Origin of the sequence: Streptomyces sp. NPDC088252, assembly GCF_044740965.1 — a bacterium.
GTDB lineage: Bacteria > Actinomycetota > Actinomycetes > Streptomycetales > Streptomycetaceae > Streptomyces.
Genome location: NZ_JBIURS010000010.1, coordinates 84,911 through 109,691 on the forward strand (window position 1 = coordinate 84,911; position 24,781 = coordinate 109,691).

The 24,781-nt window shown below is 70.7% G+C and carries 19 protein-coding genes, 1 tRNA gene and 2 pseudogenes; 18 read left to right on the forward strand and 4 right to left on the reverse strand.

Annotated features, from left to right (window positions below; translation table 11 throughout):
- Positions 1-36 precede the first annotated feature (36 nt).
- The 3 genes from ACIOHC_RS21710 to ACIOHC_RS21720 all read right to left on the reverse strand — a co-directional run bounded on the left by ACIOHC_RS21710 (position 37) and on the right by ACIOHC_RS21720 (position 4,914).
- The gene (locus ACIOHC_RS21710) at positions 37-948 is read right to left on the reverse strand and encodes a class I SAM-dependent methyltransferase (protein WP_389636464.1); all 912 of its coding nucleotides are present in this window, start codon (positions 946-948) and stop codon (positions 37-39) included.
- Positions 949-1,282: 334 nt separating this feature from the next.
- Positions 1,283-3,232, reverse strand: coding sequence for a protease pro-enzyme activation domain-containing protein (locus ACIOHC_RS21715; RefSeq protein ID WP_401843588.1), 1,950 nt, complete (start codon positions 3,230-3,232; stop codon positions 1,283-1,285).
- 206 nt (positions 3,233-3,438) lie between these two features.
- Positions 3,439-4,914, reverse strand: coding sequence for a hypothetical protein (locus tag ACIOHC_RS21720; protein ID WP_401843591.1), 1,476 nt, complete (start codon positions 4,912-4,914; stop codon positions 3,439-3,441).
- A gap of 438 nt (positions 4,915-5,352) precedes the next feature.
- Here ACIOHC_RS21720 and glyA (ACIOHC_RS21725) point away from each other — a divergent pair, with 438 nt between their 5' ends.
- The 4 genes and pseudogenes from glyA (ACIOHC_RS21725) to ACIOHC_RS21740 all read left to right on the forward strand — a co-directional run.
- Complete coding sequence (gene glyA, locus ACIOHC_RS21725; protein ID WP_401843739.1) at positions 5,353-6,654, forward strand: serine hydroxymethyltransferase; 1,302 nt, start codon at positions 5,353-5,355, stop codon at positions 6,652-6,654.
- Between the two features lie 428 nt (positions 6,655-7,082).
- On the forward strand, positions 7,083-7,460 hold the full coding sequence (locus ACIOHC_RS21730; RefSeq protein WP_351077805.1) for a hypothetical protein: 378 nt from the start codon (positions 7,083-7,085) through the stop codon (positions 7,458-7,460).
- A 23-nt stretch (positions 7,461-7,483) separates the two neighbouring features.
- Positions 7,484-7,576, forward strand: a pseudogene (locus ACIOHC_RS21735) (hypothetical protein); the annotation flags it as partial.
- A 62-nt stretch (positions 7,577-7,638) separates the two neighbouring features.
- A pseudogene (locus ACIOHC_RS21740) lies at positions 7,639-8,015 on the forward strand (hypothetical protein); the annotation flags it as partial.
- Positions 8,016-8,508: 493 nt separating this feature from the next.
- Here ACIOHC_RS21740 and ACIOHC_RS21745 read toward each other — a convergent pair.
- Positions 8,509-8,580 (reverse strand) — tRNA-Arg (locus ACIOHC_RS21745).
- Between the two features lie 218 nt (positions 8,581-8,798).
- Here ACIOHC_RS21745 and ACIOHC_RS21750 point away from each other — a divergent pair.
- The 14 genes from ACIOHC_RS21750 (at position 8,799) to glyA (ACIOHC_RS21815) (ending at position 24,762) form a co-directional block, all read left to right on the forward strand.
- On the forward strand, positions 8,799-9,233 hold the full coding sequence (locus ACIOHC_RS21750) for a response regulator (RefSeq protein ID WP_351077803.1): 435 nt from the start codon (positions 8,799-8,801) through the stop codon (positions 9,231-9,233).
- 55 nt (positions 9,234-9,288) lie between these two features.
- Positions 9,289-10,287 (forward strand): ArgS-related anticodon-binding protein NrtL, encoded by a 999-nt coding sequence (gene nrtL, locus ACIOHC_RS21755; RefSeq protein WP_351077801.1) that lies wholly within the window; start codon positions 9,289-9,291, stop codon positions 10,285-10,287.
- 26 nt (positions 10,288-10,313) lie between these two features.
- On the forward strand, positions 10,314-11,705 hold the full coding sequence (gene lysA / locus ACIOHC_RS21760) for a diaminopimelate decarboxylase (RefSeq protein ID WP_401843594.1): 1,392 nt from the start codon (positions 10,314-10,316) through the stop codon (positions 11,703-11,705).
- A 125-nt stretch (positions 11,706-11,830) separates the two neighbouring features.
- A complete protein-coding gene (locus ACIOHC_RS21765) occupies positions 11,831-13,186 on the forward strand; it encodes a homoserine dehydrogenase (protein WP_365690098.1) in 1,356 nt (451 codons plus the stop codon).
- Positions 13,187-13,192: 6 nt separating this feature from the next.
- Positions 13,193-14,263, forward strand: coding sequence for a threonine synthase (gene thrC / locus ACIOHC_RS21770; RefSeq protein ID WP_351077794.1), 1,071 nt, complete (start codon positions 13,193-13,195; stop codon positions 14,261-14,263).
- Between the two features lie 374 nt (positions 14,264-14,637).
- On the forward strand, positions 14,638-15,555 hold the full coding sequence (thrB, locus tag ACIOHC_RS21775) for a homoserine kinase (RefSeq protein ID WP_351077792.1): 918 nt from the start codon (positions 14,638-14,640) through the stop codon (positions 15,553-15,555).
- 384 nt (positions 15,556-15,939) lie between these two features.
- On the forward strand, positions 15,940-17,952 hold the full coding sequence (gene rho, locus ACIOHC_RS21780; RefSeq protein ID WP_401843598.1) for a transcription termination factor Rho: 2,013 nt from the start codon (positions 15,940-15,942) through the stop codon (positions 17,950-17,952).
- 426 nt (positions 17,953-18,378) lie between these two features.
- Positions 18,379-19,482: an LCP family protein gene (locus ACIOHC_RS21785; protein WP_351077787.1), complete on the forward strand. Its 1,104-nt coding sequence runs from the start codon at positions 18,379-18,381 to the stop codon at positions 19,480-19,482.
- Between the two features lie 142 nt (positions 19,483-19,624).
- Positions 19,625-19,849, forward strand: coding sequence for a 50S ribosomal protein L31 (gene rpmE / locus ACIOHC_RS21790; protein WP_019764351.1), 225 nt, complete (start codon positions 19,625-19,627; stop codon positions 19,847-19,849).
- A gap of 150 nt (positions 19,850-19,999) precedes the next feature.
- Complete coding sequence (gene prfA / locus ACIOHC_RS21795; RefSeq protein WP_093894461.1) at positions 20,000-21,076, forward strand: peptide chain release factor 1; 1,077 nt, start codon at positions 20,000-20,002, stop codon at positions 21,074-21,076.
- Positions 21,077-21,119: 43 nt separating this feature from the next.
- Positions 21,120-21,965, forward strand: a complete 846-nt coding sequence (prmC, locus tag ACIOHC_RS21800; RefSeq protein WP_365690095.1) for a peptide chain release factor N(5)-glutamine methyltransferase — start codon at positions 21,120-21,122, stop codon at positions 21,963-21,965.
- 64 nt (positions 21,966-22,029) lie between these two features.
- On the forward strand, positions 22,030-22,677 hold the full coding sequence (locus ACIOHC_RS21805; protein WP_351077780.1) for an L-threonylcarbamoyladenylate synthase: 648 nt from the start codon (positions 22,030-22,032) through the stop codon (positions 22,675-22,677).
- A complete protein-coding gene (locus tag ACIOHC_RS21810) occupies positions 22,674-23,315 on the forward strand; it encodes a protein-tyrosine-phosphatase (protein WP_351077777.1) in 642 nt (213 codons plus the stop codon). Before ACIOHC_RS21805 ends, ACIOHC_RS21810 begins: the two co-directional genes overlap by 4 nt.
- 181 nt (positions 23,316-23,496) lie before the next feature.
- Positions 23,497-24,762: a serine hydroxymethyltransferase gene (glyA, locus tag ACIOHC_RS21815; RefSeq protein ID WP_351077775.1), complete on the forward strand. Its 1,266-nt coding sequence runs from the start codon at positions 23,497-23,499 to the stop codon at positions 24,760-24,762.
- Positions 24,763-24,781 lie beyond the last annotated feature (19 nt).

Sequence of the window (24,781 nt, forward strand, 5' to 3'; positions counted from 1 at the left end):
CTGCGGGCTGTCCCGTAATCCCTGGCGAGCGCAGCCTCAGGGTGCCCAGCCCTTACGGGCCGGGCAGGGTCCGGCGTGGTGCTCCGAGCGCTGTCCGCGCACCCGCGCGTGGACGACACGGGACAGATCGATCGGCGCGAGTGCGTCCTGGCGGTCCCACAGGGCGGCGTCGAGCATCTCGTGCTGGCGGACGCTCTCCACGACGTCGAAGCCGCAGTCGGACAGCAGAGCGGCAAGGCCGCCCGGCGTGAAGAACGTCCGCCACGGCTCGCCCTGCTCGGCGGCGAAGAGCGCGACGGCGTCGACGTACTGCTGGGCGGCGGCGTCACGCATTTCCGCGGGGAGCAGGTAGTCCATGACGAGCTCCGTGCCGATGGCGAACGCGCCCGTGGCCGCCAGTGTCCCGGCCACGGCGTCGGCACCGAGGTACATGCTGACGCCCAGCCACAGGACGACCGACGGCTCGGCGTCGTCGAAGCCGTGGGCCTGCAGACCCTCGGCCAGAGCGTCCCGCTCGAAGTCGAGCGGGACGTACGTCACGCGGCCGGGAACCGGGATGCCGGCAGCGGCCGGCCGTTCCCTCTTCGTTCGCTGCGCGTCGGGGCGGTCGACCTCGAAGAAGCGGACGTGCTCGGCGGAGCCGGAACGATGGGCGAACGTGTCCAGGCCGGCTCCGAGAACGACGCACTGGCGAATGCCGGAATCGAAAGCGCGCAGGGCGCGGTCCTCGGCGTATCGGCTGCGGCTGATGGTCTGCGCCCGGGCGGCGGCCAGTACCGGTTGGTCTCCGTGGAGACGGTGGTGGCCCAGGAGCTCGCCGGCTTCACTGCCCAGCGGGAGTTTCGCCAGCGGGTCGGAGAAAATCAGTGGCGGCCGGTCGACGACGAGGTGGGCGGCACGTGCGGCGGCGGCCATCAGGGCGGTGTCGTTCGAGTTCTTCGCATTCACCTGGGCAGCATATCCGCGACAGCTGACATTGTATCAGAAACAGTGAATTTTGTAAATGCTTCGGCGATTGCGATGTGATTTCAATCGGCGATGGCGATTGTTGATTCTCCGGCGTGAAATGGGCGTCGGAAGTCGCCTTTCGGCCGCACGTCTCCCACGGGCGCCCGGCAGCCCTCGCGATCCCCGCGGGGAGGCGGCATCGCGGGGGAGGGGCGGGGGTGGGGGCGCGAAGGCGGGGCGTGCGGGAGTCCGGCGGGCCCTGCACACGGGACCGCCCCGGAGCGGCAGCCCCGGGGCGGTCCTCATATCGTGGCGATATGCCGTGGTCCGGACGTCAGTGCCACCTGTACGAGTTCACGTAACCGGCCGCCGGAGTCCCGACCCCCGTCACGTCGTCGTACCCCTTGACCGCCTTGAGGGAGGCGTCCTTGCCGAGGCTGCGCAACGAGGTCAGTACGCCGTCCGCGGCATCGACGCCGTTGGCGAAGTCGACCCGGGCCACCGCGAGATCGCGGTTCGGGCCCAGCGGGTGGTCGGTGACGTCGTGGTACGCCTTCGAGCCGTACCGGGCGTAGATCGCCGGGTTGGCGAAGCCGATCGGCAGACCGTGCCGGGCCTGCTGCGCGAGCGCCTGCACGCCGGCGATGACCGGCGCGGCCAGTGACGTGCCGCCGATGCGGTACTCGTCGTAGCCGAGCGAGCCGTCCGGCAGCGTCTGGGTCTGGCCGACCAGGAAGCCGGTGTTCGGGTCGGCGACGGCCGCGATGTCCGGGGCCGTGCGCATCCGCTGCTTGCCGTTCGCCCGCGCGAGCGAGTCCGGGACGATGCCCCGCTGGTAGAACGGCTGCTTCACGGACGAGCTGGTGCCGCCGCCCGCGCCGGAGGTGTACGCGCCCGGGAAGCCGGTCCAGCTCCTGCCGTCGTCGGAGAGACCCGCCTTCAGCGTGCCCCAGCCGGTCTCCCACTGGTACGTGTCGTTCTTGCCGACGGCCAGTGCGGTACCGCCGACCGAGGTCACCCAGGTGGAGTTGGATGGGACGTCGATCTGCTTCGTCCCCGTGGACGCGACGTTGTCGCCGTCGTCGCCGGAGGAGAAGTAGAAGCCGATGCCCTCGACCGCGCCCATCTTGAAGACCTGGTCGTACGCGGCCGCGATGTCCGGGGTCTCGTTGGCCTCGATGTCGCCCCAGGAGTTGGAGACGATGTCCGCGAGCCGGTGGTCGACGACCTTGTTCAGCGAGTCCAGCAAATCGGCGTCGTAGCAGGAGGCGCCGCCCACGTACACGATGTCGGCGGCGGGCGCGACCGCGTGCACGGCCTCGACGTCGAGGGTCTCCTCGCCGTACCAGCCGGAGGCCCCGCACTCCTCGGTCTTCGTGTAGTCGGCCGGCAGCACCTGGCTGAGCTGCCCGCGACGGTACGGGGCGTCGCCGTTGCGCTTGGCGTACTCGGCGGCGTCCTTCGCGATGGTCGGCGAGGCGTACGCGTCGGTGATCGCGACGGTGACGCCCTTGCCGGTCCAGTCACCCGCACCGTACGCGGCGCGCAGCTGCTTGCCCGTGTACCCCTTGACGGCGTACGGCACCTTGGATCCGTAGGCGCTCGGCAGCGACGACGCGGTCCTCGAGCCGTAGTACGAGGAGAAGGGGCCGGAGTTGCGGAACACGGCGTCCGGCGGCGGCAGCGTCTCGTCGTGGCTCGACCTGTGCGGCGCGTTGTCCAGGCCGGACACGGCGAGGACGGCATCGCTCAGCCCCGCGGGCACGGAGGCGGTGGAGGCAGGGGCGCGGTAGGTCCGGTCGCCCTTGCGGTAGTTGCGCAGCTGGGTGCCGAACGCCTTCTCGGCGGTGGCGACATCACCGGTGGCCGAGACGTAGTGCCGGTTGGCGCCGGTGACGGTCAGCCCGCTCGACCTGAGCCACTGGCTGACCTGGTCGATCTGCTTCTGACTCGCCCCGAACCGGGCCTGTGCCTGCTCGGCGCTCAGGTACTTCCCGTACGAGGCGGACCGCGGGTCGGACACGGCGGCGGCGTAGTCGGCCAGCCCCTTCGCGTCCCGTCCGGCCAGATGCACCCGGACGCTGACCTTGCCGCTGTCGGCCGTGGCCCCCCGGTCGGCCGCGGCGGTCGCCCAGGCGGGCTTGGAGCCCTGCAGTGCGTCCCGCCCGCTCGGCGCGGAGTCCGCGCTGGCGTCCGGTATCCCGAGGGCGAGCGCGCCGGCAAGCAGCGGGAGCGTCGCCGCCATGCTCAGCGCGGCGCGAGTTCTCGCGCGGCTGGTTCTCATATAACCCCCTGCGATGTGGGTCTTCGCGTGTGGAGCATGTGCCGGATGATGTGCACATGTAATGCGCCACTCTGGCGAGGAACGCCTCATGTAGGGGGCATGCATTCACCAAGAATCGACCAAGTGAACGCATGTGAACGGTAGTTCGTGGAGAAGGTGCCCAATTGCGCCTGCCCGCCGATGGGTGGGCGGCTCGCGCTCCCGCCTCAGGTGCCCTTCGGTTCGTAGCCGAGTCCGGGAGACCTGCTCACGTACGTACAGCCGGTGTACCGGTATCCGGGCTGGATCCTCGAACCGTCCGCGTAGCTCGTCACGCCTGTGCCGGACGAGGCCCCTCGGTGCTTGTACAGGAAGTGGTACTCACCCGCGGGCAGCCAGAGCGTCACCTTCGGGTAGCTCTTCCCCTTGGCCTTGCAGGCCGCGGCGGCCCCGCTCACCCAGGAGTACGAGGAGCAACCGCCGCACCCCTTGATGCCGGTCCTTCCCGTCACCGGCCCGGTGTACAGGATCTCGACCCCGTCGGGGGCGTCGTTGCTGATGACGAGCTCTATCCGCCCCCCGCCCGGCGGGCCCGAGGGCGGCAGGTGCTTTCCGGCGGCCGGCCGTTTTTCGGCGATCTCGGCGGCGATGACGATGTCCCGGGCCCGAGCGCGGCGCTTGTCCTTCTTGTACGTGGCGGCGAACTCCGTCAGCGTCTGCCGCGCCTGGTCGAACCGCCCGGCGTTGAACCGGGCGACACCGCAGGCGTATGCGCCGTTCCGGATGCCGCCGTCGGTCTTCGGGGCCAGCGCGGAGACGGACTTGTCCGGCAGCGCGAGGGCGGTCGTACGGAGCCGCTGCAACGTGTCCCTGGCGGCGCAGGGGTCGCTGCCGCGCACGGCCCGGTTCTGCTCCGAGATCTTCCTGGAGACCGCGGGCCCCACCTTCCCGGCCTCGGCCGAGTCGGGGAACGTACGCAGCAGCTCGCCCAGTTCGTCGCTGTCCCTGGTGCCGGTCGGCACGGCACCCAGCTTCGACACCCCGCATGCGTACAGCGAGGCGGCGAGCGGACCGTCGGGGTAGCCGGCGAGATCGCCCAGCAGCTTCGGGCCGATCGACCGGGGCAGGGTCCGCAGATAGGTCAGCGGCTCGATGGCCTCGCAGAACTTCTTCTGCCGGTACGGCGCCGAGACCGCCTTGTAGTACGCGTCGAGCCGCTGCGGCACGAGCTTCCCGGCCCTCGATCCGGAGTGCTCCTCACCGAGCCCCCGATAGATGGTGAGTGCCGCCTGGTAGTCGCCCCGTGCGGCGGCGAAGGGCTTGCCGGAGGCGGCCTCGACGCTCCGGTCGCCGCGGTCCAGCCGGTCGAGCAGCATCTGCTCGACCGCCTCGTCCTTCGCGGAGCCGTAGAACACCACGCCCCCCGCGGGCACCGCCAGCAGCACCAGGCCGGTCCCCGCCGCCACCATCGGTCGCCACGACCCGCCGACGGCGCGACGCCGTGCGGTCCTCGCCCCGTCCGCGGCCGCCACGACCAGCACGACGAGATACGCGACGACCAGCCCCCCGGCGATCCCGTCGGCATCGGCGGGGAGGGCGACCAGCAGCAGCGCACCGGTCGCCGTCCAGCACAGAACCGTCCTGAACCAGCACCGCATCAGCGCATAGCCGAGCCCGAACCCGCTCAGGTTGAGCAGTCCCACGGACACGGAGCGGAGAAGGCCTCCCGGTGGCGGTGGCCCGACGGTGGGAGGTCGGCTCGGGGGAGGGGGCGCGGAAGGCGAGTCGGACGGTGGCGAAGGACTCGCCCCTGCCCCGAAATGCTGACCATCCCAACTCACTTCGGCCCCCCAATTGTTGAGCTATACGGGCCTCGCTCCACGCCCGGTCGAATTACCTTCCACGACGGCCCGAACAGTGTCAATCCGGACCGGTCGCCAGGCCGGTCGACGGTCGACGAATCGACCCACATCGAAGCGGCCCGGCCCCGCACCCGGTAAAATTCCCGGTGCCGCAACTGGCGCGTGCCCCGGCAGGGGTGCTCCGTGGAATCGACCACGAGGAAGCGGCACACCCCGGGCCCGCCCGGGGGCGTCATCGCCGGAGAGCCGTCCGCCTGGGCATCCGGGTCCACCGCAGCAATGCGACCGACCCGGGAGGACCCCGTGACCGCACCCTCGCACCCCCGCCACCCCGCCCTGGCGGCAGCCGATCCGGAACTCGCCGCACTGGTGGCGGCCGAGGAACAGCTCCAGGCCGACACCCTGCGCCTGATCCCCAGTGAGAACTACGTCTCCGCCGCCGTGCTCGAAGCGTCCGGCACCGTGCTCCAGAACAAGTACTCCGAGGGCTACCCGGGCAAGCGGTACTACGAGGGCCAGCAGAACATCGACCAGGTCGAGACGCTCGCCGCCGAACGGGCCGAGGCACTCTTCGGGATGGACCACGCCAATGTGCAGCCGTACTCCGGCTCACCCGCCAACCTTGCCGTGTACCTGGCGTTCCTGAAGCCCGGCGACACCGTGCTCGGCATGTCACTGCCGATGGGCGGCCATCTCACGCACGGCTGGGGCGTCTCGGCCACCGGTACCTGGTTCCGCGGGGTGCAGTACGGCGTAAGCCGCGACACCGGCCGCATCGACCTGGACGAGGTACGCGACCTGGCCCTGGCCGAACGCCCGAAGGTGATCTTCTGCGGCGGTACGGCCGTGCCCCGCACGATCGACTTCGCGGGCTTCGCCGGGATCGCCCGGGAGGTCGGTGCGGTCCTGGTCGCCGATGTCGCCCACATCGCCGGCCTGATCGCGGGAGGCGCCCACCCGTCGCCCGCCCCGTACGCCGACGTGGTCTCCACCACCACCCACAAGACCCTGCGCGGCCCGCGCGGCGCGATGCTGCTGAGCAGGGCGGAACACGCACGCGCCATCGACCGCGCCGTCTTCCCCGGCCTCCAGGGCGGCCCCCACAACCAGACCACGGCGGCGATCGCGGTAGCGCTGAAGGAGGCAGCCCGCCCCGAGTTCAGCGCGTACGCCCACCGGGTGGTCGCCAACGCCCGAAGCCTGGGCGAGGAGTTGGCGTCCCGAGGCTTCGACCTGGTCTCCGGCGGCACGGACAACCACCTCCTGCTGATCGACCTGACCTCCCGCGGCGTCCCGGGCAAGATCGCCGCGAAGGCCCTGGACCGGGCCGGAATCGTCGTCAACCACAACACCGTCCCCTATGACCCCCGCAAGCCCTTCGACCCCTCCGGCATCCGGATCGGCACCCCGGCCCTGACCTCCCGAGGCGTCCCGGCCTCGGAGATGGCCACGGTCGCGGAGTGGATCAGCCGCGTGGTCGAGGCGGCGCGCACCGACGACGAGGCCACGGTCGAGAAGGTCCGCACGGAGGTGAAGGCACTGATGGACGGCTACCCGGCACCGGGGCTGCCGGTGGGCTGACGGACGCGGCTGGACCGGCCGGGACCGGCGGCCTCGGCCCCGGGCCCCGGCCACCACCGACGACGGTCCATCGGCCGCCCACGCACACCGTGAGGATGTGCGCACCGCACGGACGCCGACACGTCTGCAGCCGCGTCGCCGGTCAGCATCCTGACAGGAACGGACGAGGGGGATGCGTTGTCCTTCGAGCAAGAGCGGGCGGAGCCGCAGCAGGCCGCGCAGACCTGTCTGAACAGCGCGGATCCCATTCCGGGCAGTGGTCCGAGGACGTGAGGGCGGAGGCGGACCAGGTGGCCGGCGTGGGCGCGGACGAGGAGTCGGGTGCCAAGGCACAGGCACAGGCAGAGGGCATGGTCCGCCCGAACCGACGGCGTCGGGAAACGCCGACTGATCACCGACTGCACGGCTCCCAGGCCTATGCTCACCGCATGGAGCAGAGCGAAGTGGTGAAGCGTGTGGTGGGCATCCTCACGGAGGCGGGCGAGATCCGCCGGCTCCTCGAAGAGAACGTCGACCGTGACGACGTGCAAACGGATTCGAGCGTGGTGACCGCGCTCCTGAACGAGACGATGCCCCGGATCACGATCCCCGAGGACGCCTCGATCGAAGAGGTCGCGGCGGTCGTCGGCCGGGAGGTCGGGGGCGCGGTGGAGCAGTTGGTCGGCGCGTTCACCCTGGCCTTCGCGATGCTGGCCCAGGTGCACGACTCCGGGCAGACGGACGTGTCCTCCGCCGATGTGCTGCAGGACCTGGCGTTGCGGGCCGAACAGATCGGTTCCGGCGGCCCGGAGGACGAGGGTCCGTGATCAAGGTGCTCGTCGTGGAGGACATGCAGGTCGTCAGGGCCGGCCTGGTCGCACTCCTCGACGGCGAGTTCGGCATCGAGGTCGTGGGCCGGGCACCGGACGCGAGGGCGGCCCCGGACATCGCGCAGCGCTCCGAGCCGGACGTCGCGCTTCTCGACATCGACCTGCCGGGAACGGAACCGAGTCCATCCACGGCCAGGTCGCCGGGCACACCGGCTGGTCCGACCAGACGTACCGGTACGACGCCACGGGACGGCTCACCACCGTCGATGACACTTCCGAGACGGTCCGCACCGCCGCTCGTACACCTTTGACGTGCGCATCAATCGCAAATCCCTCACCAGCGCGACCGGTTCACCCGGCGCCGTTTGCCCCACCGGCGGAGGCATCACCACCAGCTCCGCCTACGACAGCGGTGACGGGCTCGTCGACGGCGACTACACCTACGACGCGTTCGGCCGTACCACCGCCCTGCCGGGCGGCGGCACCGTCGGCTACTACGCCAACGACCTGGCGCATCAGCAGACCGCCGACGGCAAGCGGCAGACCCGGCAGCCGGGCCGTACTCGCGCTGGCCGCGGGCGGCGGAGGCGCCTTCGTGGGCACCAGGATCAGGAATCGGAAGAACTCCACGAAGTAACGCCTGAACGATCCGGTACACCTGGGGCCGCCGCGGCGGATCCCGGCCCCGGCAGGTTCGGGGACGTATCCGGAGAACGAGGGCGTGCCGTCGCGACAGGCGGCGGCACGCCCTCGGCCGTGCCCGCGCCGAAAGCACCGGATCGAAGGACCGCCGACCGTACGTCGGCGTCCCTGTCCGCGGACGTGCTGCTCGTCGGACGGACCCGGACCGCACGGATCGATGTGCGCGGCCGGGCTTCCTCGCCCCGCCGTCCTTGCTCTCGCCGCTCGCGGCGGGTGGCGGCGACGGCGCAGACGTCGTCGACCGCTACCGGTCCGGCACCCGCGGTGAGCGCACCGAGATCTCACCTCCATGAAAAAGACCTCCTGTTCAGCGTTTCCACTGATCAGAAGGTCTGTCCGGAAGTGCCCTCGGCAGGATTCGAACCTGCGCACACGGCTCCGGAGGCCGATGCTCTATCCCCTGAGCTACGAGGGCGCATCGCTGTGGTGCTCGGCGACGGGTGAAACACTACCAGCTTCGGCGGGGTGTCCGTGAACAGGTATTTCCGGGCTGTCGGAGGTGGCGGCGCGGGCCCCGTGGAAGGGGCGTGCGGTGCGGTTGGGGCGCATCCGGCCACCGCTCGCACCACTCGTCCGGGGTCGGAAATAGGCAAAACCCGGACGCAGCCCCTACGTCCCGCCTACTCTCGGAGTGTGTCAGGGGCGTGTGGCCGCGTGCTTGTTGTCGACGACAACGAGGTCATCCGGCAGTTGATCAGGGTCAATCTCGAGCTTGAGGGCTTCGAGGTCGTGACTGCGGCCGATGGTGCCGAGTGTCTGGATCTGGTTCATCGGGTCCGCCCCGATGTGATCACGCTCGATGTCGTCATGCCCAGGCTGGACGGTCTGCAGACGGCCACCAGATTGCGCTCCGATCCGCAGACCAGACATCTGCCCGTGGCGATCATCAGCGCCTGCACTCCCTTCGAGGCGGACAGTGCCGTCGCCGCAGGGGTCGACGCCTTCCTGGCGAAGCCCTTCGAGCCGAGCGAGCTCGTGCGGCTCGTACGGCAGTTGATGGACCGGGAGGACCCGCCGCCGCTCGACGGCAGACACGGCGCCGGGAAGGCGGAGAGCACCGCAGGGTGACCGCATGGCGAAACCGGGTCGCGGGATGCCCCCCTTTCTCCCATACGCTTGTCCTGTGACCCCCGCCGATCTCTCCAGGGCCGTGCTGCACGCCGTGCGCCGCGCGGTCGACGAGGACGCCTTGCACGCGCCCGTGCCCGCGCGCGTGCGGGTGGAGCGGACCCGGCCCGGCGGGCGTGGGGACTACGCCTGTGCCGTCGCCCTCCAGCTGGCCCGGCCCGCCGCGCTGCCGGCCAGGGAAGTGGCCGAGATCCTCCGGGCGCGGGTGCAGGGGGCGCCGGGGATCGGCGGCGTCGAGGTCACCGGACCCGGGTTCCTGAACTTCACCCTGCTCGACGGCGCCGACCGGCTGGGCGCGCTCGTCCTGGCCGTCGACGAGCGCGGCGCGGAGTACGGGCACGGGGACGACCTCGTCGGTACCACCGTCTGCTTCGCGCCCGTCGACGAGCCGCGCGCCCGTGTCGTCACCGGGACCGTGGAGCGGCTGCTCCGGGCCCAGGGCGCGGAGGTCCGGGAGCGTACGGCCGGCGGCGAGGCGCTGCATGTGGTGGCCGTGCCCGCCTCCGACCGCGATCTCTTCGAGCGGCTCGGGAACGATGCCGCGCGCTGGGCACTGCTGCGGGCCGCCCCGCACGACCGGCCCCGGTGCACGGGGAGCGACGATCTTCTCGTGCAGGGGGAGAGCAATCCGCTGTTCCGGGTGCGGTACGCCCACGCCCGGACCCGCGCCCTGAGCCGGAACGCCGAGCAGCTCGGTTTCCGTGCCGCGTACGAGGAGGGCGTGGACGCGCCCGTGCTCGGGGCGCTCCTCGCCGACCATCCCGGTGTGCTCGCCGCAGCCGCCCGCCACCGCGAGCCCGACCGGGTCGCCCGGCAGCTGGAAGCGGTCGCGCAGGCCTTCTTCGACTTCCACGACGACGCCCGGCCGCTGCCCGTCGGTGACGAGAAACCCTCGGCCGCCCACCGTTCCCGGCTCGCCCTCGCCGAAGCCGTCGGGACGGTGCTGGCAGGCGGCCTGTCCCTGCTCGGCATCAGCGCACCCGAAGTCCTCTGAGAGACCCGAGAGAACAGAGCAACACGATGAGCCGATCCGCACACCCCGCCGGGCCCCGCCACGCCGATGTCATGACGGAAGGGCACTACACGGCCCCGCCCGCCGATCTCAATGTCCTGGACGAGAAGGTCTGGGCCCGTACGGTCGTCCGTGACGAGCACGGCACGGTCACCGTCGGCGGGATCGAAGTGACGCGACTGGCCGAGGAGTTCGGTACTCCGGCCTACTTCCTCGACGAGAGCGACTTCCGGGCCCGCTGCCGGGCCTGGGCCGACGCCTTCGGACGGGACGCCGATGTGTTCTACGCCGGAAAGGCGTTCCTGTCGCGGGCCGTCGTGCGCTGGCTCAAGGAGGAGGGGCTCAACCTCGACGTCTGCTCCGGGGGAGAGCTGACCTGCGCGCTGGACGCCGGGATGCCGGCCGAGCGCATCGCCTTCCACGGCAACAACAAGACCGTCGAGGAGATCGAGCGGGCGGTCACCGTCGGCGTCGGGCGGATCGTGCTCGACTCCTTCCAGGAGATCGCCCGGGTCGCGCACGTCGCGCAGCGGCTCGGCAAGCGGCAGCGCGTACAGATCCGGGTGACCGTCGGTGTCGAGGCGCACACCCACGAGTTCATCGCCACCGCGCACGAGGACCAGAAGTTCGGGATCGCGCTGGCCGACGGCCAGGCCGCCGAGGCGGTGCGCCGGGCGCTCACCCTCGACGGGCTCGATCTGATCGGCATCCACTCGCACATCGGCTCGCAGATCTTCGACATGGCCGGTTTCGAGGTCTCCGCCCGGCGCGTGGTGCAGCTGCTCGCCGAGGTGCGTGACGAGCACGGGGTCGAGCTGCCCGAGATCGACCTGGGCGGCGGACTGGGGATCGCCTACACCTCAGCGGACGACCCGCGCGAGCCGCACGAGATCGCCAAGGCGCTCGGCGACATCGTGACCCGCGAATGCGAGGCGGCCGGGCTCGCCACCCCGCGGATCTCCGTCGAGCCGGGCCGCGCCATCGTCGGCCCGACCGCGTTCACGCTGTACGAGGTCGGCACGATCAAGCCCCTGGAGGGGCTGCGTACGTACGTCAGCGTCGACGGCGGCATGTCGGACAACATCCGCACCGCGCTGTACGACGCCGAGTACAGCGTCGCGCTCGTCTCGCGCACCTCCGACGCCGAGCCGATGCTCGCCCGCGTCGTCGGCAAGCACTGCGAGAGCGGCGACATCGTGGTCAAGGACGCCTTCCTGCCGTCGGACCTGGCCCCGGGCGACCTGATCGCCGTCCCCGCCACCGGTGCCTACTGCCGCTCGATGGCGAGCAACTACAACCATGCCCTGCGCCCGCCCGTCGTCGCCGTGCGCGACGGAGAGGCGCGTGTCATCGTCAGGCGCGAGACGGAGGAAGATCTCCTGCGTCTCGATGTCGGCTGATGCCGATTTTCCCGGGGGACACCCCCGGACCCCCGTAGATGTCTCAGGATCCGGACGGGCGGCAGGAACGCTCGTCCGGTGAGTGAGACTGGTCCATACAACAGATGTAAAGGAAACGAGGTCGGATGATGCGTACGCGTCCGCTGAAGGTGGCGCTGCTGGGCTGTGGAGTGGTCGGCTCAGAGGTGGCGCGCATCATGACGACGCAGGCGGCCGACCTCGCCGCGCGCATCGGCGCGCCGGTCGAGCTCGCGGGTGTCGCCGTGCGCCGGCCTTCCAAAGTGCGCGAGGGCATCGATCCCGCACTGATCACCACCGATGCGACAGCCCTGGTCAAACGGGGCGACATCGACGTCGTCATCGAGGTCATCGGGGGCATCGAGCCCGCCCGCACGCTCATCACCACCGCCTTCGAGCACGGCGCGAGCGTCGTCTCCGCCAACAAGGCGCTGTTGGCCGAGGACGGCGCCGCACTGCACGGCGCCGCCGAGCAGCACGGCCGGGACCTCTACTACGAGGCCGCCGTGGCCGGTGCCATCCCGCTCGTACGGCCGCTGCGCGAGTCCCTCGCCGGTGACAAGGTCAACCGGGTCCTCGGCATCGTGAACGGCACCACCAACTTCATCCTCGACCGGATGGACACGAGCGGAGCCGGATACTCCGAGGCGCTCGACGAGGCCACCGCCCTCGGATACGCCGAGGCCGACCCGACCGCCGACGTCGAGGGCTTCGACGCCGCCGCGAAGGCCGCGATCCTCGCCGGGATCGCCTTCCACACCCGGGTCAGGATCGGTGATGTACACCGCGAGGGCATCACCGAGGTCACCGCCGCCGACATCGTCTCCGCCCGCCGCATGGGCTGCACCGTCAAGCTTCTCGCCATCTGCGAGCGCGCCGCCGACGGGCAGTCCGTCACCGCGCGCGTGCACCCCGCGATGATTCCGCTGAACCACCCCCTGGCCTCGGTCCGCGAGGCGTACAACGCGGTCTTCGTCGAGGCCGAGGCGGCCGGACAGCTGATGTTCTACGGCCCCGGCGCCGGTGGCTCGCCGACCGCGTCCGCGGTCCTCGGCGACCTGGTCGCGGTCTGCCGCAACAAACTCAACGAGGCCACCGGCCCCGGCGAGTCCGCGTACACGCGCCTGCCGGTCAGCCCCATGGGCGAGGTCGTCACGCGGTACCACATCAGCCTCGACGTGGCCGACAAGCCCGGCGTGCTCGCCCAGGTCGCGACGGTCTTCGCCGAACAGGGCGTATCGATCGACACCGTCCGCCAGCAAGGCAGAAACTCAGGCAGCGGCGACGAAGTCGCCATCGAGCAGGGTGGCGGCGGGCGATGGACGGACGGAGGCGGCGAGGCATCTCTCGTCGTCGTCACCCACCGCGCGCCCGACGCCGCCCTCTCGGCGACCGTCGAGGCGCTGCGCAAGCTCGACACCGTGCGCGGTGTCGCCAGCATCATGCGTGTTGAAGGGGAGTAAGGACCCATGACCAGCAAGGGCACCCACCAGTGGCGCGGCATCATCGAGGAGTACCGGGACCGCCTTCCGGTCACGAGCACGACGCCTGTCGTCACGCTCCGTGAGGGCGGTACGCCGCTCGTCCCCGCTCAGGTCCTCTCCGAGCGCACAGGCTGCGAGGTGCACCTCAAGGTCGAGGGCGCCAACCCCACCGGTTCCTTCAAGGACCGCGGTATGACGATGGCGATCACCCGGGCCAAGGAGGAGGGCGCACAGGCCGTCATCTGCGCCTCCACCGGCAACACCTCCGCCTCCGCCGCCGCGTACGCGGTGCGGGCCGGCATGGTGTGCGCCGTCCTCGTGCCGCAGGGCAAGATCGCGCTCGGCAAGATGGGTCAGGCGCTCGTGCACGGCGCCAAGATCCTCCAGGTCGACGGCAATTTCGACGACTGTCTGACCCTGGCCCGCTCGCTCTCGGACAACTACCCGGTGGCGCTGGTCAATTCGGTCAACCCGGTCCGTATCGAGGGCCAGAAGACCGCCGCTTTCGAGATCGTCGACGCGCTCGGCGACGCGCCGGACATCCACGTCCTCCCGGTCGGCAACGCGGGCAACATCACCGCGTACTGGAAGGGTTACAAGGAGTACGCGGGGGACGGCATGTCCACACACACCCCACGCATGTGGGGCTTCCAGGCCTCCGGCTCCGCGCCCATCGTCCGCGGCGAGATCGTCAAGGACCCGTCGACCATCGCCACCGCGATCCGGATCGGCAACCCGGCCTCCTGGCAGTACGCGCTGAACGCCCGGGACGAATCGGGCGGTCTCATCGACGAGGTGACGGACCGCCAGATTCTGGCCGCCTACCGGCTGTTGGCCTCCCGGGAGGGTGTCTTCGTCGAGCCCGCCTCGGCCGCGTCCGTCGCCGGTCTGCTGAAGGCCGCCGAAGAGGGCAAGGTCGACCCCGGCCAGAAGATCGTGTGCACGGTCACCGGCAATGGGCTCAAGGACCCCGACTGGGCCGTCGCGGGCGCTCCGCAGCCGGTCACGGTCCCGGTCGACGCGGCCACCGCTGCCGAGAAGCTGGGTCTCGGGTAAGAGGAGCTCACAGCTCCGGCCTCCACGGCGCAACCCGGTTCAGCTGTCGGCGGGAGCCCGGCCCGCCCCGCCGGGCGCCCGGCTCACCGTCGGCGGGGATCCCGGTAAGAACCCAGCTCAACCGTCCTTTTTCGGGGCGGAGAGCGCATAGGAGGCGGGCGACACGCATCGTGCGCCTCCTGTGCGCCCTATGTCGCCACAGAACCTTCCTTCGATAAGCTGTACCCAACCCGCCCCGCCGCATATGCCGCGGTGCATGGGCCGTTGTGGCCGTCGGTTTCCCCGGAATCCCACTCCCTGTCGCCACGACCACCGCCACTGTCGAGAAAACGCACCACCACCCCCGCTGCCTCACAAGGAGAGTCGTCCAACCGATGGCCGGTCCCGCCTTCCGAGCCGCCGCCGTCCGGGTGCGCGTCCCCGCGACCAGCGCCAACCTGGGCCCCGGTTTCGACGCCTTCGGCCTCTCGCTGGGGCTGTACGACGACGTCGTCGTCCGCGTAGCCGACTCCGGACTGCACATCGATATCGCCGGTGAGGGCGCGGACACGCTGCCCCGCGACGAGAGTCACCTTCTCGTACGCTCCCTTCGCACCGCCTTCGACCTGCTCGGCGGGCAGCCCCGCGGCCTGGAGATCGTCTGCGCCAACCGCATCCCGCACGGGCGCGGCCTGGGATCCTCCTCCGCCGCCATCTGTGCCGGCATCGTCGCCGCCCGAGCCGTGACGACCGGTGGCGACGCCCGGCTCGACGACGCCGCGCTGCTGGAACTCGCCACCGAGATCGAGGGCCACCCCGACAATGTCGCGGCCTGCCTGCTCGGCGGCTTCACACTCGCCTGGATGGACGGCGGATCGGCCCACGCGATCAGGATGGATCCCGCAGATTCCATCGTTCCGGTGGTTTTCGTCCCCGGTAAGCCGGTCCTGACCGAGACCGCCCGCGGGCTGCTGCCGCGCTCGGTCCCGCATGTCGACGCGGCCTTCAACGCCGGCCGTGCCGCGCTTCTCGTCGAGGCCGTGACCAGGCGCCCCGACCTGCTGCTCACCGCCACCGAGGACCGACTGCACCAGGAGTACCGCGCCCCGGCGATGCCGCAGAGCGTGGAACTCGTGAACCGACTGCGTGCCGACGGCGTGCCCGCGGTCATCTCCGGTGCCGGGCCGACCGTGCTCGCACTGGCCGAGGACGGTGCGGCCGACAAGGTCGCACGACTGGCGGGCGAGGGATGGGCGGCCAATCGGCTCACGCTCGACGCCCCGGGTGCGAGTGTGCTGCCGCTCGCCCCGTAGCCGAGAAGTGATTGCCGGTGAGTGAGAGGGGGAATGTTTGTTGGAGCCGGTAGTGTTAACCTCAAGTCTGCAACCGACGTCTATGTGGCGCGTTGCTTCGTGTCCCTTTCCGGGACCACATTTCTTCCGGGAGCCTCCCCAACTGCCTGAGCAGCCTGCCTGAGCAGTTTCGTGCACGCTCCGGAACCGGCACGACACCCCTCGCTTGTCCAGGAGTGGGCCGAGCAGGGGGATGCTCGCGCCGGACCCAAGCACACCTTCATCTCTCCGCCGTACCCGGCGGACCACCGCCCCGGCACGGTCCGCAAGAAAAAGACCGCAGTCGGACAGCACAACCGGTCGCCGAGCCAGAAGGCCGACGTCCGCTCCAGGGAAGGACCCTTCGTGAGCGACACCACCGATCTGATGGGCGTGACTGCCGACAAGAGTGTCGACAGCGCCGCGCCCGCCGAAGGTGCTGCCACTGGCACCACCGCACGGCGCCGCCGCTCCGGCACCGGCCTTGACGGCATGGTCCTGGCCGAGCTGCAGCAGGTCGCGTCCGGCCTCGGCATCAAGGGCACTGCGCGGATGCGCAAGGGCCAGCTGATCGAGGTCATCAAGGAGGCGCAGGCCGGTAGCACCGCCGCGCCCAAGGCCGCCGCGCCCGCCGCGGATGCCGAGACCAAGCCGAAGCGCCGTGCCACCTCCAAGGCGCGCACCGGGGACGAGCCCGCGGCCGCCGCGCCCGCCGAGAAGGCCGCGGCCCAGCAGCAGATCGACATCCCCGGCCAGCCGGCCAGCGACGACCAGCCCACGGGCGAGCGCCGTCGGCGCCGTGCGACCGCTCAGGCGGGCAGCCCGGACGGCAAGGCGGAGAGCAAGCCGGCCACCGAGGCCAAGGCGGAGGCGCAGACCGAGCCGAAGAGCGACGAGCGCGCCGACGCGAAGGCCGAAGCGGCCGTGGACACGGCCGAGGGCCGCCGTGGCGACCGTCAGGACCGCGGACAGCGCGGCGACCGTGGCGACCGTCAGGAGCGCGGTGAGCGCGGGGAGCGCCGCGACCGCCAGCGCGACCGCCGTGGCAAGGGTGACGAGCAGGGCCAGCAGGGCGGCCAGCGCCAGCAGCGCCAGGGCCAGCAGGGCGGCGGACCGCAGGACGACGGTTACGACGACGAGGCGGGCGGCCGTCGTGGTCGCCGCGGCCGCTACCGCGACCGCCGTGGCCGTCGTGGCCGCGAGGACTTCGCCAACGAGGTTCCCGTCTCCGACGACGACGTCCTGATCCCCGTCGCGGGCATCCTGGACATCCTCGACAACTACGCGTTCATCCGGACCTCCGGCTACCTGCCGGGCCCGAACGACGTGTACGTCTCGCTCGCCCAGGTCCGCAAGAACGGCCTGCGCAAGGGTGACCACGTCACCGGTGCGGTGCGCCAGCCCAAGGACGGCGAGCGGCGCGAGAAGTTCAACGCCCTGGTCCGCCTCGACTCGGTCAACGGCATGGCGCCCGAAACCGGACGCGGCCGCCCGGAGTTCCAGAAGCTGACCCCGCTCTACCCGCAGGACCGGCTCCGCCTGGAGACCGACTCCAACGTCCTGACGACGCGGATCATCGACCTGGTGGCACCGATCGGCAAGGGCCAGCGAGGCCTGATCGTGGCTCCGCCGAAGACCGGCAAGACCATGATCCTGCAGGCGATCGCCAACGCCATCACGGTCAACAGCCCCGAGTGCCACCTGATGGTCGTCCTGGTCGACGAGCGTCCGGAAGAGGTCACCGACATGCAGCGGTCGGTGAAGGGCGAGGTCATCTCCTCGACCTTCGACCGTCCCGCCGAGGACCACACCACCGTCGCCGAGCTGGCCATCGAGCGTGCCAAGCGTCTCGTCGAGCTGGGTCACGACGTGGTCGTCCTGCTGGACTCCATCACCCGTCTGGGCCGTGCGTACAACCTCGCGGCCCCGGCCTCCGGACGCATCCTGTCCGGTGGTGTCGACTCGACCGCGCTCTACCCGCCGAAGCGCTTCTTCGGTGCCGCGCGCAACATCGAGGACGGCGGTTCGCTGACGATCCTGGCCACCGCGCTGGTCGAGACCGGTTCGCGGATGGACGAGGTGATCTTCGAGGAGTTCAAGGGCACCGGCAACATGGAGCTCAAGCTCGACCGGAAGCTCTCGGACAAGCGCATCTTCCCGGCGGTGGACGTCGACGCGTCCAGCACCCGCAAGGAAGAAATCCTGCTCGGCAGCGACGAGTTGGCGATCGTCTGGAAGCTGCGCCGGGTGCTGCACGCGCTCGACCAGCAGCAGGCGATCGAGCTCCTCCTGGACCGGATGAAGAAGACGCAGTCCAACGCGGAGTTCCTGCTCCAGATCCAGAAGACGACGCCGGCCCCGGGCAACGGCAACGACTGACGTCGCACCCGGACCGGCCGAACGACAGAGGCCGGACAGCAGGGCCGAACAACAGGGCCGAACAACAGGGCCGCCCCCGTCACCCAGGTGACGGGGGCGGCCCTGTGTCGTGATGTCCGCGCATGTGACGCAACCGATCCGACCTTTTCGGCCGATCCGAGACCTTCGCCACACGACGGTCGCGACAAGGGCTGCCGCAGTGATGTCTGTACAGGGCAAGAAACCGCAGGTGAGCGCGGGATCACCAGCTGTTCATCAAGGCTCCGCGCCCCTTTTGTCCTCACATGGAGGTGACAGGCCGCTGTGCAACCCTTCCTCGTACCGCGACGTCGTACGAAGTGGCGACAAGTCGCCCAAGGCGACGACTCGGGGCCCGAACACCGCTGCAGGGGGTAGCCGGGAGAAGCTGACGACCGAAGGAGACGGATGACCGAGCAGAGCGGGAGTGGCGGCCGAATACGCCCCACCGGCAAACGCCGGAGGAAGCCGTCCCGACGCCACCGGGCGAAGGTGGCGGCGATCTGGACCCTGGCAGCCGCCGTGATCGTCGTCGGCGGCGGGCTCGGATACGCCTACTTCACACTCAACGGCAACCTCAAGGCCGTCGACATCAACGCGGCGCTCGGCAAGGACCGCCCCGACAACGTCGACAACGGCTCCGAGGACATCCTCGTGCTCGGCTCCGACTCCCGCTCCGGCGCGAACTCCGAGTACGGCGCCGACGAGGGCACGGCCCGCTCCGACACCGCGATGGTCGTGCACGTCAACAAGGGCCACAGAGCGGCCTCGGTCGTCTCCATCCCGCGCGACACCCTCGTCACCCGCCCGGAATGCACGAGTGACACGACGGGGAAGCCCGTCGCGGGGCAGCAGCGCGCGATGTTCAACACGGCGTACGAGGTCGGCGGACCGGCCTGCGCGGTCAAGACCGTCGAGTCCATGTCCGGTATCCGCATGGACCACTACCTCGAAGTCGACTTCACCGGCTTCAAGAAGCTCATCGACCAGCTGGGCGGCGTGAAGATCACCACCACCCGTGCGATCCACGACTCCAAGAGCCATCTCGACCTGGAGCCCGGCACCCACACCCTCGACGGCGAGCAGTCGCTGGGGCTCGTCCGTACCCGCAAGAGCGTCGGCGACGGCAGCGACCTCGGCCGCATCCAGCTCCAGCAGGCATTCATCAAGGCGCTCATGGAACAGGTCAGGAGCGTCGGGGTGTTCTCGAACCCGAAGACCCTCTTCGACCTCGCGGACACGGCGACCAAGGCCATCACCACCGACTCCGACCTGGGCTCGGTCCAGCAGCTCACCGGCTTCGCCAACGGCCTCAAGGGGCTCGGCGCGAAGAACGTCCACATGGTCACCCTGCCCGTGCAGTACGACCCGGCCGACCCGAACCGCGTCGTACCGCTGGAGGAGTCCGCGCAGCAGGTCTGGACGGCACTGAAGCAGGACAAGGCGATCCCCGCCTCCGCCACCGAGAAGTCGGCGGGCGACAAGGGTGTCGCGGGCAGCGTCGTGCGGTGACCGGGCGGGCCGGGAATAGTTGCGGCCCGCCCCCGGTTTTGGGAGATACGGCCGGTCCTGGCAGACTGGTACGTCGGCCCCGGTTCACGGACGCGCAATCCGCGCGGACGACCCGGTGCCCTCCCGAACCTAGGAGAAACCCTTGAAGCGCGACATCCACCCCGAGTACGTCGAGACGCAGGTCAGCTGCACCTGTGGCGCGTCGTTCACGACCCGGAGCACCATCGACGGCGGCACCATCCGCGCCGACGTCTGCTCCGAGTGCCACCCGTTCTACACGGGCAAGCAGAAGATCCTCGACACCGGTGGCCGCGTGGCCCGCTTCGAGGCCCGCTTCGGCAAGGCTGCCGGCTCCGCCAGCAAGTAGCGAGCCACTGCGCCGGTTCTCGGCGCCCTCTTCCCGGGGGCGTCGGAACCGGCGTTTTTTCCGGCCGGGGGTGCGCGGCCCGTATCCCCGCCCGGCCGGCATCACGCCGTCCAGCAGGCACGTTTGAGTGAAGAAACCAGGAGCCCGAAGATGTTCGAGGCGGTCGAGGAACTGATCGGCGAACAGGCCGATCTCGAGAAGAAGCTCGCGGACCCGGCGGTCCACGCCGACCAGGCCAACGCGCGCAGGCTCAACAAGCGCTACGCCGAGCTGACCCCGATCGTCGGCACGTACCGCTCCTGGAAGCAGGCCGGGGACGACATCGAGACGGCCCGTGAACTCGCCGCCGACGACCCCGACTTCGCCGCCGAGGTGAAGGATCTGGAGAAGCAGCGCGAAGAGCTCACCGAGAAGCTCCGCCTCCTCCTGGTCCCGCGCGACCCCAGCGACGACAAGGACGTGCTCCTGGAGATCAAGGCGGGCGCGGGCGGCGACGAGTCCGCCCTGTTCGCCGGTGACCTGCTGCGGATGTATCTGCGCTACGCCGAGCGCGTCGGCTGGAAGACCGAGATCATCGACTCCACCGAGTCGGAGCTCGGCGGCTACAAGGACGTCCAGGTCGCAGTGAAGACCAAGGGCGGCAACGGTGCCACCGAGCCCGGCCAGGGTGTGTGGGCCCGGCTGAAGTACGAGGGCGGGGTGCACCGCGTGCAGCGGGTGCCGTCCACCGAGTCCCAGGGCCGCATCCACACCTCCGCCGCCGGCGTGCTCGTCACGCCCGAGGCCGAGGAGGTCGACGTCGAGATCCACGCCAACGATCTCCGCATCGACGTCTACCGCTCCTCGGGTCCCGGCGGCCAGTCCGTCAACACCACGGACTCGGCGGTCCGCATCACCCACCTGCCGACCGGAGTCGTCGCGTCCTGCCAGAACGAGAAGAGCCAGCTCCAGAACAAGGAGCAGGCCATGCGCATCCTGCGTTCGCGTCTGCTCGCGGCCGCGCAGGAGGCCGCCGAGCAGGAGGCTTCGGACGTACGGCGCAGTCAGGTGCGCACGGTCGACCGTTCCGAGAAGATCCGTACGTACAACTTCCCGGAAAACCGGATCTCGGACCACCGCGTCGGCTTCAAGGCGTACAACTTGGACCAGGTGCTCGACGGCGACCTGGATTCCGTGATCCAGGCCTGTGTCGACGCCGACTCCGCCGCCAAGCTCGCCGCCGCATAAGTGCAAGACCCGCCCCGCCCGTAACCCCGTACGGAGAACCGCGATGAACCTGCTGCTCGCCGAGGTGGCCCAGGCCACCCAGCGGCTGGCCGACGCCGGTGTGCCTTCACCGCGATTCGACGCGGAGGAACTCGCCGCGTTCGTGCACGGTGTCAAGCGGGGCGAGCTGCACCGTGTGCCGGACTCGGACTTCGACGCCCGCTACTGGGAGGCCATCGCCCGCCGCGAGGCCCGCGAACCGCTGCAGCACATCACCGGACGCGCCTTCTTCCGCTACCTGGAGCTCCAGGTGGGTCCCGGCGTCTTCGTGCCCCGGCCGGAGACCGAATCGGTCGTCGGCTGGGCGATAGACGCGGTGCGCGCGATGGACGTCGTCGAGCCGGTCGTCGTCGACCTCTGCAGCGGATCGGGCGCCATCGCCCTGGCCATGGCCCAGGAGGTGCCGCGCTCCCGGGTGCACGCCGTGGAGCTCTCCGACGACGCCCTCAGGTGGACCAGGAAGAATGCCGAGGGGTCCAGGGTCACCGTCCACCACGGAGACGCGCTCACGGCCCTTCCCGAGCTCGACGGCCAGGTCGACCTGGTCATCTCCAACCCGCCGTACATCCCGCTCACCGAATGGGAGTACGTGGCACCCGAGGCCCGCGACCACGACCCGGAGATGGCCCTGTTCTCCGGCGAGGACGGCCTCGACACCATCCGCGGCATCGAACGCACCGCACACCGTCTGCTGCGCCCCGGCGGCCTCGTCGTCATCGAGCACGCCGACACCCAGGGCGGCCAGGTGCCGTGGATCTTCACCGAGGAACGTGGCTGGGCCGACGCGGCCGACCACCCCGACCTGAACAACCGGCCGCGGTTCGCCACGGCCCGCAAGGCCATGCCGTGACCGGCGGCCACCACCCGCACGACCCGTACCCGCCATACCCGTACACGCTTGAGGAGGCCGGCTGATGGCACGGCGATACGACTGCAACGACGCGACCGACCGTACGACGGGTCTGCGTGAGGCCGCGTCGGCCGTCCGCCGCGGCGAACTGGTCGTGCTGCCCACCGACACCGTGTACGGGATCGGCGCGGACGCCTTCAGTTCCGAGGGCGTCGCCGACCTGCTGGAGGCCAAGGGGCGCGGCCGCAACATGCCCACGCCCGTCCTGATCGGCTCGCCGAACACGCTGCACGGGCTGGTCACGGACTTCTCCGAACAGGCCTGGGAGCTCGTCGACGCCTTCTGGCCCGGCGCCCTCACGCTCGTCGCCAAGCACCAGCCGTCGCTGCAGTGGGACCTCGGTGACACCCGCGGAACCGTCGCCATCCGGATGCCGCTGCACCCGGTCGCCATCGAGCTGCTCACCGAGGTCGGCCCGATGGCCGTCTCCAGCGCCAACCTCACCGGACACCCGGCCCCCGAGGACTGCGACGCGGCCCAGGAGATGCTCGGCGACTCCGTCTCCGTCTACCTCGACGGCGGCCCGACGCCCGGCATCGTGCCGTCGTCGATCGTCGACGTGACCGGCAGGATCCCCGTGCTGCTGCGCGCCGGCGCGCTCTCCGTGGAGGAGCTCCGCAAGGTGGTACCCGACCTTGAGGTGGCCAATTGACCGCCCCTGAGGGGCGTGGCATAGCGGGGCAGTCCGACACCTTCCGCATCCTCCACGTCAGCACCGGCAACGTCTGCCGCTCACCGATCACCGAGCGGCTGACCCGGCACGCCCTGGTGGACCGCCTCGGGGATCCGCGTCAGGGCGGGCTGATCGTGGAGAGTGCGGGCACCTGGGGCCACGAAGGCGCCCCCATGGAAGCCAACGCGGAGATCGTCCTCGCCGACTTCGGCGCCGACACCACCGGCTTCGTCGGCCGGGAACTGCTCGATGAACACGTGATCCGCGCCGACCTGGTGCTCACCGCCACCCGCGACCACCGGGCACAGGTGATCTCGATGGGTCACTCGGCCGGGCTGCGGACCTTCACCCTCAAGGAATTCACCCGGCTGGTCCGGGCCATAGACCCCGCCACGCTGCCCGACCCGCGCGACGAAGGCGTGGTCGAGCGCGCCCGCGCACTGGTCCGCGCCGCGGCCGCGCTGCGCGGCTGGCTGCTGGCCCCCACCGCCGAGGCCGACGAGGTGTACGACCCGTACGGCGCCCCGATCACGTTCTTCCGGTCCATCGGCGACGAGATCAACCAGGCCCTCGACCCGGTCGTCACGGCCCTGACCGGGGTGCCGGCCCCGCACTGAACGGGGTGCCGGCCCCGCACTGACGGGCGCGCGCCCACGCCACTCTGACGGCCGTACACGTCGGCCGGGTACCCCAGGGCCCAACGGGTGTACGACGTCGCCGCACAGCGGGCAGGAGGCCCGTCACGGGCCTACATTGGAGCTGACGCCAGCGCACCCTCCCCAGGCCCGGAGTTCATCGATGCCGGTCACCACTCCCGCCGCACCCCCCTCCGCCGCCGGGGCCGCCCTGCCGCAGGACTTCGGTGCCCTGCTCCGGGAGGACCCGGAGATCGCCGCCGTGCTGCTGAAGGAGCTGCACCGGCAGTCCAGCACCCTGCAGCTGATCGCCGCCGAGAACTTCACCTCGCCCGCGGTCCTTGCCGCACTCGGCTCGCCGCTCGCCAACAAATACGCCGAGGGCTACCCCGGCGCCCGCCACCACGGCGGCTGCGACCAGGCCGACGCCGCCGAACGCATCGCCTGCCGAAGGGCCACCGCGCTCTTCGGCGCCGAACACGCCAACGTCCAGGCGCACTCCGGTTCCTCCGCCGTCCTCGCCGCCTACGCGGCCCTGCTGCGCCCCGGCGACACGGTGCTGGCGATGGGACTCCCGTACGGCGGACATCTCACGCACGGTTCGCCCGCCAACTTCTCCGGCCGCTGGTTCGAGTTCATCGGTTACGGGGTGGACTCCGAGAGCGGCCTGATCGACTACGAGCAGGTGCGCACCCTGGCGCGGGCGCACCGCCCGAAGGCGATCGTCAGCGGCTCGATCTCGTACCCCCGCCACCCCGACTACGAGCTGTTCCGGGAGATCGCCGACGAGGTGGGCGCGTACCTGATCGCCGATGCCGCGCACCCGATGGGACTGATCGCCGGGGGAGCGGCGCCGAGCCCCGTCCCGTACGCCGACGTGGTCTGCGCGACCACGCACAAGGTGCTGCGCGGTCCGCGCGGCGGGATGATCCTGTGCGGCGCGGAGCTGGCCGAGCGGATCGACCGGGCGGTGTTCCCCTTCACCCAGGGCGGCGCGCAGATGCACACGGTGGCCGCGAAGGCCGTCGCGTTCGGGGAGGCGGCCACTCCGGCGTTCACGGCGTACGCCCATCGGGTGGTGGCCCATGCCCGGGTGCTGGCCGCCGGCCTGGAGGCCGAGGGCTTCGACGTCACCACGGGCGGCACGGACACCCATCTGATCGTCGCGGACCCGGCCCCGCTGGGCGTCGACGGCCCCGTCGCCCGCGCCCGGCTGGTGGCGGCCGGCCTGGTGCTGGACACCTGCGCGCTTCCGTACGGGGACGCGCGGGGCATCAGGCTCGGCACCGCGGCCGTCACCACCCAGGGCATGGGCGACGCCGACATGGCGCGGCTGGCGGTGCTCTTCGGGGCGGCCGTGCGTGAGGAGGGCGACATCCGCGCCGAGGTCCGGGAACTGGCCCGGAAATATCCGCCCTATCCCGGGTAGACGTGTCCCATGCAACCAT

Coding starts and splice junctions, on each gene's coding strand:
- glyA (WP_351077775.1), top strand. CDS start 23,497: ATGCCGGTCACCACTCCCGCCGCACCCCCCTCCGCCGCCGGGGCCGCC.
- prmC (WP_365690095.1), top strand. CDS start 21,120: ATGAACCTGCTGCTCGCCGAGGTGGCCCAGGCCACCCAGCGGCTGGCC.
- thrB (WP_351077792.1), top strand. CDS start 14,638: ATGGCCGGTCCCGCCTTCCGAGCCGCCGCCGTCCGGGTGCGCGTCCCC.
- ACIOHC_RS21730 (WP_351077805.1), top strand. CDS start 7,083: ATGGAGCAGAGCGAAGTGGTGAAGCGTGTGGTGGGCATCCTCACGGAG.
- glyA (WP_401843739.1), top strand. CDS start 5,353: ATGCGACCGACCCGGGAGGACCCCGTGACCGCACCCTCGCACCCCCGC.
- prfA (WP_093894461.1), top strand. CDS start 20,000: ATGTTCGAGGCGGTCGAGGAACTGATCGGCGAACAGGCCGATCTCGAG.
- ACIOHC_RS21715 (WP_401843588.1), bottom strand. CDS start 3,232: ATGAGAACCAGCCGCGCGAGAACTCGCGCCGCGCTGAGCATGGCGGCG.
- ACIOHC_RS21805 (WP_351077780.1), top strand. CDS start 22,030: ATGGCACGGCGATACGACTGCAACGACGCGACCGACCGTACGACGGGT.
- ACIOHC_RS21785 (WP_351077787.1), top strand. CDS start 18,379: ATGACCGAGCAGAGCGGGAGTGGCGGCCGAATACGCCCCACCGGCAAA.
- thrC (WP_351077794.1), top strand. CDS start 13,193: ATGACCAGCAAGGGCACCCACCAGTGGCGCGGCATCATCGAGGAGTAC.
- ACIOHC_RS21765 (WP_365690098.1), top strand. CDS start 11,831: ATGATGCGTACGCGTCCGCTGAAGGTGGCGCTGCTGGGCTGTGGAGTG.
- lysA (WP_401843594.1), top strand. CDS start 10,314: ATGAGCCGATCCGCACACCCCGCCGGGCCCCGCCACGCCGATGTCATG.